Here is an 11,782-nt window from a genome sequence, read left to right as displayed (position 1 = left end):
CCCATACCGCGTGATCTATCGGAGACAGTTCGATGGCAGTACCGCCATCTGATGAATAACTACCTGTTTTCGTCAAACCTCTCCCGTGGTTATGGGTCCCGGCCTTCGCCGGGACGACCGGGGAGAGATCACTCCAAATTCGTATTGAACTCGTACGACTTCTCCGGCCCGACCAGCGTGAACTTCAGCGCTGCGCCGTCGGGCTTGGCGCCCGGCGGCAATCCGTCGAGCTCGAACGAAAATCGCTTCACGCCGGCCGGGCTGTGCTCGACCGGCGCAGGGATCGGGAGCGACCAATCGAGCGTCGGCCCTTCCACGAACAAATTGACGTTGCGGCTGTCAGGCACAACCACGTCCACCACCACATTCCTGGGCCCGTCACGCTTGACGTCGCGGATGGTGAGCGGGTTGGGATCGCCGATATTGGCGGGCTTGGGCACGGTGTCGAGCGCTGCACGCAGATTGGCGTCCTCGGTCGAGGCGACGCTGTTGAAGCCGAGCTCGGCGCTGGCCTCGACAGGAATGCAGAGCTTTTCGCACACCGCGTAATTGATCTCGGCGCGCAGCGTCACCGGCTTGTCGGCCGCCTTGGCGACGATGCGCAAGGGCAGCACGATCTGGTCGTGATAGCCGATCGAATGGCCGCCCGCGCCGTCGTCGAATTTCAGCGGCGCCGGCCACATCACCGTCACCGCTTCGACATTGTCCGACTTCGAGAAATCGAAGCGTGGCGGAACGCCGGAATCGCCCGGCATGCGCCAATAGGTTTTCCAGCCGGGCTGGATCTGGAAGGCGATACCGCCGAGCAGGACGGCGCCGCTGCGCGATCCCGCGAGCAACCGCACCGCGGAATGTCCGTCGCGCTGCCAGGGCGATGCGTCGTCGGCGCGGGCTGCAAACGCCAGCGACGACGCAAGCAGGGTTGTCGCGACGCCAATCGCCGCATGCAGGGGAACTCTTGTCAGCATGGTACGTCTTTACAGGGTCACCCCTGGGCAAACCATTGAATTGCTTGTGATGGATGCACTTGAATCATGTCCCTGCAAGTCTTGACCTCGCAAGCCTTGATTTGACAGCGGCGCGGCCCGACATCAGGATAGGAATTGAAACCGGAGTGCTTCACCGATGGCTCCCACAGGCAAGAGGACGGGCGAAAGCACCCGCAATCCCGGCCCCGCGCTCCCCAGTTCGACGGGTTACCTCGACGGCCAGCTCCTGATCGCGATGCCCGTGATGGGCGATGAGCGCTTCGAGCGCTCGGTGATCTATCTCTGCGCCCACTCCGCCGAAGGCGCCATGGGCATCATCGTCAACCACCCGGCCGGCAGCATCGACTTCCCCGAACTGTTGCAGCAGCTCGGCATCATCCAGAAGGGCGAGCACATCAAGCTGCCGGAGAATGCCGAAAGCATGAAGGTGCTGCGTGGCGGTCCCGTCGACACCGGCCGCGGCTTCGTGCTGCACTCCAGCGATTTCTACATCGAGAACGCGACGCTCCGGATCGACGACGGCGTCTGCCTCACCGCGACCGTCGACATCCTGCGGGCGATCGCCAACGGCTCCGGCCCCAAGCACGCCATCCTCGCGCTCGGCTATGCCGGCTGGGCGCCGGGCCAGCTCGAGACCGAAATCCAGAGCAATGGCTGGCTGCATTGCGATGCGGATTCGGATTTGATCTTCGGCGACGACGTCGATGAAAAATACGGCCGCGCATTGCGCAAGATCGGCATCGATCCCGGCATGCTCTCGAACGAGGCGGGCCACGCGTAGCTCTGTTCTCCGCTGTATGCGCCCCACCCACCGCTGTCATGCCCCGGCTTGACCGGGGCATCAAGTACGCCGCGGCCTATCGGCTTTTTCACAACCGCCTCGGCGTACTGGATCGCCCGGTCAAGCCGGGCGATGACACCGGTTGCTGAGTAGCGCTGTGCTCCGCCCAGTGGATCCTATTCCGCCGCCTGCTGCTGCACCGTCGGCTCCGTCCCCGCCACCGTCGCGCGGCGCATGTCGCGGGGCTGCGACTGGTCGTAGCGGCGGACGCGGTGCATGGTCTGGCGGTTGTCCCACATCACGAGGTCATGCAGCTTCCATTTGTGGACGTAGACGAACTCGGCCTGCGTCGCGTGCTCGTTGAGATCGCGCAGCAGCAGCCGGCCCTCGGGCACGCTCATGCCGACGATCTTGCCGGCATGCGATGAGAGATAGAGCGATTTGCGGCGATGGACGGGATGGGTGCGCACGAGACGTTGCAGCACCGGCTTGAACATCTGCTTCTCGTCGTCGGTATATTCGGTGAAGCCGAGCGATCCCCGCGAATACATCAGCGAGTGCTCGCAGACGAGATCCTCGATCTCCGCCTTGGTGTCGTCGTCGAGCGCGTCATAGGCGGCGCGCATGTCGGCGAATTCGGTGTTGCCGCCCTTCGGGTTGAGCACCCGGGCGGACAGCAGCGAGAATTTCGCCGGAATGGGGCGGAACGAACTGTCGGAATGCCACAGGCAATTGCCGAGGTTGAACAGATGCGCGCGGCTGTCTTTCGCCAGCGGTCTGCCGTCCTTGCCGAGATTGGAGACGTCGTTCAGTCCGGACTGCAGCCGGTAGTCCTTCTCTTTCGTCACGGTGCCGCCGCGTGCGTCCTCGCGCTGGCCGAAATTCAGCGCAAAAGCCATCTGCTGCTCATCGGTGATGTCCTGGTCGTGGAAGACCAGCACCGCATATTTGTCCATGGCGGCCTCGACGTCGCGCGCCTCATCCGGCGTGAGAGGCTTTCGCAGGTCGAGGCCGGAAACCTCGCCGACAAAATGGGTCTGAAGCTGCCGGATGGCGATCGTCATGGTGTTTCTCCCGCATACCGCGAGCGGTTGGTCCCGCTCTGTCGGGGAAAAAGTTACTCCCGCGCAGGCCGATGTCAACGCTCGGCGCGCATACCTCTTAAGCGTCAGCCTATCACGCGTTGCGCGCCATCAGGCCGCCATCGACCGGGATCACGGCGCCGGTGAGAAAGGACGCTGCCGGCAGGCACAGGCTCAGCGTCATGTGCGCGACCTCCTCGGGATCGCCATAGCGGCCCAATGCGGTGCGGCGCTTGGCGTAGATCGTCTTGTGCTCCTCCGAGATGCGGTCGGTGATTGCGGTACGGATCGGACCCGGGCAGATGCAATTGACGGTGATGCCTTCGCGGCCGAGCTCCACCGCGAGCGAGCGGGTGAGGCTGGCGACGCCACCCTTTGCCGCCGAATAGGGGCTGTGCAATGCGGTGGCGCCGAGCGCCTCGGTCGAAGCGATGTTGACGATGCGCGGGCTCTTCGACTTGCGTAAGTGAGGCAACGCGGCACGGATGATGCGCGGATGCGCCGTCAGCATCACCGCGATTGCCCTGGTCCATGCGTCCTCATAAGCCTCGTCGTCGATCGCGACGCGCACGGAGATGCCGGCATTGTTGACGATGATATCGAGCCCGCCGAAATGGGTCGCGACGTCGCCGACCACGCGCTTGATCTCGCCGGCGTCGGCCACGTCGAGCTTCCACGCTTTCGCCGAACCTCCGCTCGCCGCGATCTCCTTGGCAACCGCATGCGCGCCTTGCTCGTCGTGATCGGTGGCGGCGACGTGCGCGCCTTCGGTCGCGAACACGCGCGCCGTCGCGCGACCCATGCCGCTGGCCGCGCCGGTGACGAGAACGGTCAGGCCCTTCACGGACCGGCTGAGCTGTTTGAAGTCGGACATGCTGTTTCCTCGCGCCCTGCTTGCTTCTTGTTATGATTGACAAGGCTGGCATCGATCCGCAGACAGGTCAAACAAGCAAACAAAAGGGGAGGCCGCGATGGCGAGCGAGCTGGATTTCACGGGCAAGCAGGTGCTGGTCGTCGGCGGCTCCAGCGGCATCGGCAATGGCATTGCGCAAGCCTTTCGCGCGAAAGGCGCGCACGTTGCAGTTTGCGGCACGCGTGCTCACGCCAAGGAATATTCTCCGGAGGAGGGTTCCGATCTCACGGGGCTCTCTTATTCGGAGCTCGATGTCAGCAACGCTGGTGCGATCGAATCCTTCAAGCCGACCTTCGAACGGCTCGACGTGCTGGTGCTTGCGCAAGGCGCGGTGCTCTATCGCCGCGGCGAGTTCGAGATGGCTGGCTTTCGCAAGGTCGTCGAGGTCAATCTGATGAGCCTGATGGCCTGCGCCACGCGGTTTCATTCCATGTTGCGAGATACCAAGGGCGCGCTGATCATGGTGTCCTCAACCGCGGCCTATCATTCCACCATGGGCAATCCCGCCTACAACGCGTCGAAAACCGGCGCGGTCGGATTGACGCGGACGCTGGGCGAGGCCTGGGCCGAAGATGGCATCCGTGTCAACGGCATCGCGCCCGGTCTGGTCGACACCAAGATGACAAAGGTGACGACCGACAATCCCAAGCGCCTTGAAGATGCATTGTCGCGCATTCCGCTGCGGCGATTGGGCACGCCGGCTGACATGGCGGGCGCGGCGCTGTTCCTGGCATCGCCGCTGTCGTCCTACATCATTGGCCAGACACTGGTCGTCGACGGCGGGCTTATTCTCTGAGTCCTATTTCAAGGGAGATGGAACCGCACCGCTTCTGATCGGTTACTTGGGCGGACCCCGAGGAGGAGCATCATGGATAAAGATCGGATTGTCGGATCGGCCAAGGAATTCGCCGGACGCGCGGAAGGCGCTGTCGGTGATCTCGCAGGCGATGCGCAGACACAGGCGTCGGGCAAGGCGCGGGAAGCCGCAGGCACCGTGCAGAATCTCTACGGCCAGGCCAAGGATGCCGTACGTGACGCCACGGACACGGCGGCCAGCTATGCCAAGGACGCCTATGACAAGCCGACCGAAACCTTGCGCGACGGCTCGCAGGCGATTGCCCAGAAGGTGCAGGACAATCCGCTCGGCGCGCTGCTGGTCGCCGGCGGCATCGGCTTTGCCCTCGCGCTGTTGATGGCGCGGCCTTCGCGCCGTCCGCCGCCGCGCTGGCGTTATTGAGGAGTCATAACTCTGTTCGATGTGCCCCGGACGCAATGCGGCGTGAAGCGCCGCATTGCCGAGCCGGGGCTTTTTTTGTGGGTTAAGAGCGGAGGCCCGGCTCTGCGGCGCATCGCGCCGCGTCCGGGACACGAGACCTCAGCTCAGTAATTTCGGCCCAGTAGATTATCGGGCTACTTCCGCCGACCGTCCGACGCTGCCCGGGGGGCGCGGGATCGCGGGGTTTTGAGCTGGATTGCGTGGCCCCGGTGCCGGCGCCAATTGACGCGGCGGTGCTTGCGGAGAGCCGAAGCCGAAGAAGTCACGCATCGACGGCGTCGCCTGTGCAGGCTGTTGCTGCACCGGCGGCTTCTTCGGCGCGAGTTTGGGCGGCGCGATCGCCGCGGCTGCGCCCGGCGTCCCACCATCGGGCGACGTCGCAGCCATCGGCGTATCGCCCTTGGCCTGCTCGCGGCCGACTTCGCGGCGCGGCCAGGCATAATCGTCGGCACGGCCGGCAGGAGCCGCCAGTGGCTCACCCTTCACCATCGTCTTTGCTGCGAGCGCATCGACGGCGGCGGGACGCGAGCCCGGTCCGCCCAGCAATTGATCGGTCGAGATCGAGGCCGCAACCAGCGGCACGATCGGGCCGGCCAGCGGCCGCGGCGCGGGCTTGCCGGGCTCGGCACTGGTGTCGGGGGTCGCCGGTTCGCTCGGCAGTGCGATCGGGCCGGAGCGTCCGGCGAGCAGGCGCGTGATCTCGCGCTCGACATAGTGGGCGAGCTTGCGGGCGCCGGGTTTGGTGAAATAGACACCGTCATAGCTGCGGAGCTGACGGATCTGGCCTTCGAAATCCGGCCCCTTCTGCAGGAAGCGGCCGGCCTCGTCGACAAAGCCGTCCCAGACGTCGACATAGGTGATGCCGGCCTTGGCCGCGCCTTCGCGATAGAGCGAATCCAGGAACAGCATATCCGCCGTGCCCTTGGGACCGCGGATCGCGGGCAGCCCGACCCAGAGCACCGGCACGCCCTTGCTCTTGAGCACGTTGGCCAGCTCCTCGATCTTCTTGCCGTAGAGCTCGACCCAGCGCTCGTCACGGAATTCGTAGAGGCCGTTCGGGTTGCGCGCGGTCTTCTCCGGAGCGGCGACCTGCGGCGTGTCGGCGTTGTCGGCATCATCCTGCGGCAGGTCTGCATCGGCCGGCTTGTCGTCCGGCTTCGCGGCGGTGTCGCCGGGCTTGCTGTCACCAGGTTTGGCTTCACCGGTCTTGGTGTCACCAGGCTTGGCGTCACCCGGCTTTCCTGGCGGCTTGGCGCGCGCGCCCTTGTCGTTCTTCTTGTCCTTGTCCGTGGCCTTGTCCGATTTATCGGGTGCTGCCGCCTCGCGGATCGCGATGCGGTCGTTGAGGCCGAGCATGACGACGATGACGTCGGGCTTCTCGGTTTCGAGGATGCCCTTGGCAGCAGCCGTCCAGTCCGAGGGTTCGCCCTTGGGCTGGTATTTGATCAGGCCCGAGGTGGTCTTGTGCTTGCGGATCACGCCCATGTCGGGCTGCTCGGTGTAGGCGTCTTCCAGGCCGTAGGCGAGCCAGTCGGCCATGGCGTCGCCGATCACCAGCACGTTCTTGTCAGGCGTGGCGTCGCGCTTGGCCGGCGCCGGCGCGCGCGAAAAATCCTGGCGCGGCGCCTGCTGCTGTTGCTGCTGGAACGGCGCGAAGAAGTCGCCGCCAAACCATCCGCCACGGTCACCGCCACCTCGTGGCGGCGGCGGGGCCTGGCGCTGCGGCGGGCCGCCAAAGCCGGGGAAGTTGAAGAACTGCGCCGAGGCTGGTCCCGCAATCGAGACCAGTATAGCAAGCGCCGTCCCCAGCGCGATCAACGGGCCGGTCTCGGTCAGCGCCTTGAAGAAAGACTTGAACTGGGGCCTGGGCTTCGACATGCGATCTCGGGCACGCGCAAGGGGGATCGGGAGTAGCTCAATATAATAACGGAATCAGGCGCCAAACGGGCAGATTCTCTTTCAGATTCTCTTGCAGATTCTCGGACCCATACACGGGGAACAGCCGTCCCCGTCAAGGCTGCCGGCCAAAATCCCCTGTTCGGGGTTACTTTCGGCGCGATTTACCGCCCGCGCAGCCTTTCCAGGGCATCCGACGATGCAAACCCGTCCGCGGGGACCCCGATCGAGGCCTGGAAGTTGCGCAAGGCTTCCCGGGTCTGGCCGCCGAACTGGCCGTCGGGGGTGCCCTTGTAGAAGCCACGCTGGGCCAGCAGCTGCTGCAGTTCCAGCCGCTCGGTGCGGGACAGCTCGCGTTCCTGCCGCGGCCAGGGCTGCACGAAGGGCTGGCCGCCGCGCAGGCGGTCGGCAAAATGGCCGATCGCCAGCGCATAGGCCTCGGCCGGATTGTACTTCATGATGACCCGGAAGTTCTGCAGCATCAGGAAGCCCGGTCCCTGCGCGCCGGCCGGCGCCAGCAGATAGGCCTTCTCGGCCGGATGCTGGAACGGCTGGTTGGCCGGGCGTTTGAGCCCAAGCTTCTCCCATTGCGCCATCGTCATCGCCTTGGCGCGGTCGGCCAGCATGTAGTTGAAGCCCTGGGGCACCACGACCTCGTAGCCCCAGGTCTGGCCGGCCTGCCAGCCGTCTTTCTTTAAATTGTTGGCGGTCGACGCGATCAGATCAGCGGGATTGTCGACGACGTCGCGCCGGCCGTCACCGTCGCCGTCCACGGCAAAGCGCTTGAATGCGGTCGGCATGAACTGTGTGGGGCCGAAGGCGCCGGCCCATGAGCCGCGCATCTGCTCAGGCCTGAGATCGCCGCGGTTGAGGATCTCCAGCGCCGAGAGGAACTCGTCCTTGAAATAGGCCTGGCGGCGGCCGATGCAGGCCAGCGTCGCGGTCGATTGCAGCACGCTGCGGTCGCCCATCTGCGTCGAGTAATTGGACTCGATGCCCCAGATCGAAGCGATGATGTAGCGATCGACGCCGGTGGCTTTTTCGGTGGCATCGAACTGCGCCTTGTATTTGGCGAGGACTTCCTTGCCCTTGGCGAGGCGGGTGTCGTTCACGAGAATGTCGAGATAGTCCCAGATCGATTTGGTGAACTCCGGCTGTGAGTCCATGAGGTCCATAATGCGCAGATCTGGCGCAAGGCCAGCCGTGAAGCGCTGAAAATTGTCCTGCGTGATGTTGCGCCGTGCGGCATCGGGCCACATGCCCGCAACGCAATTGCTGAAATTGCCTGCGGCCTCGCGGATTGCGGCCGCCGTCATCAACGGATGGCCGGAGGCGCCGTCCTCGCCGCTCCAGGGTTGAACTCCCGTTTGGGCACCCCCGGGGCTGGGCCCAGGTTGCGAAGACGCCGGGTTCGGGCCGGAGAAAATACCGCCGAACAGGTTGGACAGGCCGTTCTGCGCCTGCGCGCCAGCCGGCAGCAGCAACGCGGCCGCAATCATCGCTCCGCTGGTTACAAATCCAGCACGTTTCGCCAGCCCTGCCATTGCCAGCCCTGCCTTTGATTGCATCATGTTCACCCGTCGGCCTGAAAATTCGCCTTCAGGAGGCCCGGTTACGGTTGCCACCAGCTTAACAAAGGTGAAATTTTGGTGACGGCCTTTTTCTCAACTCTGTGGGAGCGAGGCCCCACATCCGCCTTTGTTAGCGGCTGCAAACAAGCTAGCAAGATCCCATTGCTCCGTTCACGTCCTCAAGTATTCGATTGAGCCCATGAAAATTCGCAAAGCCGTATTCCCCGTCGCCGGCCTCGGCACCCGCGTCCTGCCCGCCACCAAGGCGATGCCGAAGGAAATGCTGACCATCGTCGACAAGCCGCTGATCCAGTACGTCTATGACGAGGCGAGGGAGGCCGGCATCGAGCATTTCATCTTCGTCACCGGCCGCAACAAAAATGTCATCGAAGACCATTTCGACAAGATGTTCGAGCTCGATGCCACACTCGCCGCGCGCGGCAAGAAGGCCGAGCAGGAGATTCTGGCGCAGAGCCAGCCGGAAGCCGGCGCCGTCAGCTTCACCCGCCAGCAGGCGCCGCTCGGCCTCGGTCACGCTGTCTGGTGCGCGCGCGACATCGTCGGCAATGAGCCGTTCGCGGTCGTGCTGCCCGACGAGCTCGTGCTCAATTCGCCCGGCTGCCTGAAGCAGATGATCGAGACCGCAAGCAAGCTCGGCGAAAAATCCAATGTCATCGCGGTCGAGGCGGTGCCAGATCACCTGACCCATCAATACGGCATCTGCGGCGTCGGCAAACGCACCGGCAACATGTTCGAGGTCGACGGCATGGTCGAGAAGCCGCCCAAGGGCACCGCGCCCTCCAACCTCTCGATCACCGGCCGCTACATCCTGCAGCCGGAGATCTTCAAGATCCTGGAGACCCAGGAGCGCGGCGCCGGCGGCGAGATCCAGCTCACCGACGCCATGATCGGGCTCGCCAAATCGCAAAAGTTCTACGGCGTCGAGTTCGAGGGCGAGCGCCATGATTGCGGCTCCAAGCCCGGCTTCCTCCGCGCCAATATCGCCTACGGCCTGCAGCGCCCCGAGCTGCGCGACGGGCTGATCGCGGAAATGAAGAAGTATCTGGGGCAGTAGATCCTCCGCGTCGTCCCGGCGAAGGCCGGGACCCATACCGCGTGATCCATCGATTGCGATCGGTAGGCGTACCGGAACGACGAGTCTTCGCCAAACCACGTCCTGTGGTTATGGGTCCCGGCCTTCGCCGGGACGACACTGAGATTGCGTCGCGCCCAATAGCGGCGGCAAGCAGCAGACCTCACGCCACCAGCGACAGCGTCGGCAAGCTCGCGACCACGGACTGGTTGCGGCCGCCGGCTTTTGCCGCATAGAGCGCCTTGTCGGCGGCGGAGACCAGGAGCGGCCAGTCCATGCCGGCGGTAGGGACGAGGCTGGCGATGCCGCAGGAGACGGTGGAGGTCGCCTGGGCGTCGGACCAGCCCTGCACCTTGCCCCGGATCGTCTCGGCGACCTTGAAGGCGTCGGTGACCGAGGTGCCCGGCAGCAGCACGGCGAACTCCTCGCCGCCATAGCGCGCGGCGCAGTCGCCGGCCCGGCGCACGGAATCCGAAATGCAGATGGCGATGCCGACCAGCACTTGGTCGCCGGCCTGATGGCCGAACGTGTCGTTGTAGGCCTTGAAGTGATCGGCATCGATCATCAGCAGCGCGACCGGCGTGTTCTGGCGCACGGCGCGGCGCCATTCGACGTCGATGACCTGGTCGAACTTGCGGCGGTTCTTCAGGCCGGTGAGCGCATCCGTCGTCGCCATCTCCTCGAGCTTGCGCTCGGCCTCGGCGCGCCGGCCGATCTCGCGCGCGAGCACGAGCGTCGAGGCCAGCATGAACAGGATGAGCGCCACGACCACGGCGCCGATGCGGTAGGCTTCCTTCTGCCAGAGCTCGAACACGGCATTCAGCGGTTTGCCGGCCACCACGAACATCGGACCGGCGCCGGTGCTGCGCACGTAGAGGCGCGGCGTCGCGTCCACCGGGCCCTGGCCCGCATAGGACCCGCCGGCCTTGAGATTGTCGGGCTTCCAGCTCTGTTGCGTCCCGAGATTCTTGCCGATCACGTCGAGGTCGAACGGCCGCCGCATCATGATGGTGCGGTCGCGCTTGAGCACGGTGATGGTGTCCTGGGGATCGAGGTTCAGCCGCTCGAACAGCTCATGGAAATAGCTGAAGCGGATCGAGCCGGCGACGACGCCCAGGAAACCGCCGTCGGTATCGCTGATGCGTCGGCTCAGCACGATGGAATAGGCGCCGCGGAACAGCATCGGACGGCTGATGAACAGTCCTGTGTTCGGATTATCGCGATGATTTTTGAAATAATCCTCCTCGCTGCGGTTGGCCGGCAGCGGATCGAGCGTGGAGGCGTCGATGGTCAGCCTGCCGTCGGCGTCGAACACCTGGATGGCGCCGAAATGCCTCGCCGTGGTCGCATGGTCGAACAGGATCAGGTGGCGGACCGCCCTCGATACCGTCGCGATCTCCGGCAGCAGCATGTTGCTGGCGACCGCCTTCAGCGACAGATCGTAGATCTCGATGTTGCGGCTGACGTCGGACTCGATGGTCGTCGCCAGATTCTCCAGCATCTGGCGGGCGAGCGCCTCCTCGCCGCGGCGCATGTCCAGCATGACGTTGACGCAAATGGCGGAAAAGCCGATCACCGTCACTACGGACGAGATGATCAGCAGCTTCGCCGAAAGCCGCCACGGCCGGCGGGCCATGACTTCGCGCCATCCAGACAACATCGTTCGCTCCCGACATGACTGAATGCACCCGAAAGCTTGAGTAGTGTTTAAGCCGGGACGGCGCTGCCGGAATGAGTTAAAAAACGGTATCCGCAGCCCACGTTTTTGGGCAGCGGCACAGACAGGAAGTTGAGGACGACGGTGAACGACTACGACGCGTTGCGCGATTATCTGATGCGACAGAAGCAGGCGGAATTCGTGCTGACCTACGAACAGATCGAGGAGATCATCGGCGCGGCCCTGCCGCGTGCGGCGAATCGCGCCTCATGGTGGGACAGCCTGCGCAGCCCCGATATCCAGATGCCGCAGCGCGAAGCCTGCCTCGCCGCGGGTTTCGTGGCGATGCGGATGCCGGACGGCCAGAGCGTGCGGTTCACGAAAAAGAGGAAGGACGGGCGCAGGCCGGGATAGAGCGACGCAGTCTCGTAGCGTGGGCAAAACGAAGCGTGCCCACCACTTTTGTCGCACAATTGGATCGACGGTAGGCACGGCGCAAGTGCGCCTTTGCCCACCCATTCCGG

Annotated in this window: 11 protein-coding genes; 5 read left to right on the top strand and 6 right to left on the bottom strand. The window is 64.6% G+C overall.

Annotation, left to right across the window (positions count from 1 at the left end; all coding sequences use genetic code 11):
• Nucleotides 1-128: 128 nt before the first annotated feature.
• Nucleotides 129-968, bottom strand: coding sequence for a protein-disulfide reductase DsbD domain-containing protein (locus IVB31_RS06485; RefSeq protein ID WP_247319985.1), 840 nt, complete (start codon nucleotides 966-968; stop codon nucleotides 129-131).
• Between the two features lie 157 nt (nucleotides 969-1,125).
• Between IVB31_RS06485 and IVB31_RS06480 the strand changes: the two genes are divergently transcribed.
• On the top strand, nucleotides 1,126-1,770 hold the full coding sequence (locus IVB31_RS06480; RefSeq protein ID WP_247319983.1) for a YqgE/AlgH family protein: 645 nt from the start codon (nucleotides 1,126-1,128) through the stop codon (nucleotides 1,768-1,770).
• A 176-nt stretch (nucleotides 1,771-1,946) separates the two neighbouring features.
• Here IVB31_RS06480 and IVB31_RS06475 read toward each other — a convergent pair whose 3' ends face one another.
• Together IVB31_RS06475 and IVB31_RS06470 are read right to left on the bottom strand one after the other, a co-directional pair.
• The gene (locus tag IVB31_RS06475; protein WP_247319981.1) at nucleotides 1,947-2,834 is read right to left on the bottom strand and encodes a TauD/TfdA family dioxygenase; all 888 of its coding nucleotides are present in this window, start codon (nucleotides 2,832-2,834) and stop codon (nucleotides 1,947-1,949) included.
• A gap of 112 nt (nucleotides 2,835-2,946) precedes the next feature.
• Nucleotides 2,947-3,726, bottom strand: coding sequence for an SDR family NAD(P)-dependent oxidoreductase (locus IVB31_RS06470; RefSeq protein ID WP_247319979.1), 780 nt, complete (start codon nucleotides 3,724-3,726; stop codon nucleotides 2,947-2,949).
• Nucleotides 3,727-3,823: 97 nt separating this feature from the next.
• Between IVB31_RS06470 and IVB31_RS06465 the strand changes: the two genes are divergently transcribed.
• A complete protein-coding gene (locus IVB31_RS06465; protein ID WP_247319977.1) occupies nucleotides 3,824-4,561 on the top strand; it encodes an SDR family oxidoreductase in 738 nt (245 codons plus the stop codon).
• Between the two features lie 72 nt (nucleotides 4,562-4,633).
• Nucleotides 4,634-5,002, top strand: coding sequence for a CsbD family protein (locus tag IVB31_RS06460; protein WP_247319975.1), 369 nt, complete (start codon nucleotides 4,634-4,636; stop codon nucleotides 5,000-5,002).
• Nucleotides 5,003-5,167: 165 nt separating this feature from the next.
• Here the strand turns inward: IVB31_RS06460 and IVB31_RS06455 are convergent, their stop codons facing one another.
• Nucleotides 5,168-6,919, bottom strand: a complete 1,752-nt coding sequence (locus IVB31_RS06455; protein ID WP_247319973.1) for a DUF459 domain-containing protein — start codon at nucleotides 6,917-6,919, stop codon at nucleotides 5,168-5,170.
• 182 nt (nucleotides 6,920-7,101) lie between these two features.
• Nucleotides 7,102-8,508, bottom strand: coding sequence for a lytic murein transglycosylase (locus tag IVB31_RS06450; RefSeq protein WP_247319971.1), 1,407 nt, complete (start codon nucleotides 8,506-8,508; stop codon nucleotides 7,102-7,104).
• A gap of 199 nt (nucleotides 8,509-8,707) precedes the next feature.
• On the opposite strand from IVB31_RS06450, the gene galU reads away from it, so the two are divergent.
• Entirely contained in the window at nucleotides 8,708-9,583 is an 876-nt protein-coding gene (gene galU / locus IVB31_RS06445) for a UTP--glucose-1-phosphate uridylyltransferase GalU (RefSeq protein WP_247319969.1), read from the top strand.
• Between the two features lie 181 nt (nucleotides 9,584-9,764).
• On the opposite strand, the gene IVB31_RS06440 is transcribed toward galU, so the two are convergent.
• A complete protein-coding gene (locus IVB31_RS06440) occupies nucleotides 9,765-11,261 on the bottom strand; it encodes a diguanylate cyclase (RefSeq protein ID WP_247319967.1) in 1,497 nt (498 codons plus the stop codon).
• 141 nt (nucleotides 11,262-11,402) lie between these two features.
• Here IVB31_RS06440 and IVB31_RS06435 point away from each other — a divergent pair, with 141 nt between their 5' ends.
• Complete coding sequence (locus IVB31_RS06435; protein ID WP_247319965.1) at nucleotides 11,403-11,672, top strand: hypothetical protein; 270 nt, start codon at nucleotides 11,403-11,405, stop codon at nucleotides 11,670-11,672.
• Nucleotides 11,673-11,782 lie beyond the last annotated feature (110 nt).

Origin of the sequence: Bradyrhizobium sp. 21 (assembly GCF_023073335.1) — a bacterium.
Lineage (GTDB): Bacteria > Pseudomonadota > Alphaproteobacteria > Rhizobiales > Xanthobacteraceae > Bradyrhizobium.
Note: the sequence above shows the minus strand (reverse complement) of the source record. Positions and strands in the feature narration are given on the sequence as shown.

What these genes read in the sequence shown, in the direction of transcription:
- IVB31_RS06455 (WP_247319973.1), bottom strand. Translation starts at nt 6,919, where the DNA reads ATGTCGAAGCCCAGGCCCCAGTTCAAGTCTTTCTTCAAGGCGCTGACC.
- IVB31_RS06460 (WP_247319975.1), top strand. Translation starts at nt 4,634, where the DNA reads ATGGATAAAGATCGGATTGTCGGATCGGCCAAGGAATTCGCCGGACGC.
- IVB31_RS06465 (WP_247319977.1), top strand. Translation starts at nt 3,824, where the DNA reads ATGGCGAGCGAGCTGGATTTCACGGGCAAGCAGGTGCTGGTCGTCGGC.
- IVB31_RS06470 (WP_247319979.1), bottom strand. Translation starts at nt 3,726, where the DNA reads ATGTCCGACTTCAAACAGCTCAGCCGGTCCGTGAAGGGCCTGACCGTT.
- IVB31_RS06475 (WP_247319981.1), bottom strand. Translation starts at nt 2,834, where the DNA reads ATGACGATCGCCATCCGGCAGCTTCAGACCCATTTTGTCGGCGAGGTT.
- IVB31_RS06485 (WP_247319985.1), bottom strand. Translation starts at nt 968, where the DNA reads ATGCTGACAAGAGTTCCCCTGCATGCGGCGATTGGCGTCGCGACAACC.
- IVB31_RS06440 (WP_247319967.1), bottom strand. Translation starts at nt 11,261, where the DNA reads ATGTTGTCTGGATGGCGCGAAGTCATGGCCCGCCGGCCGTGGCGGCTT.
- IVB31_RS06450 (WP_247319971.1), bottom strand. Translation starts at nt 8,508, where the DNA reads ATGATGCAATCAAAGGCAGGGCTGGCAATGGCAGGGCTGGCGAAACGT.
- IVB31_RS06480 (WP_247319983.1), top strand. Translation starts at nt 1,126, where the DNA reads ATGGCTCCCACAGGCAAGAGGACGGGCGAAAGCACCCGCAATCCCGGC.
- galU (WP_247319969.1), top strand. Translation starts at nt 8,708, where the DNA reads ATGAAAATTCGCAAAGCCGTATTCCCCGTCGCCGGCCTCGGCACCCGC.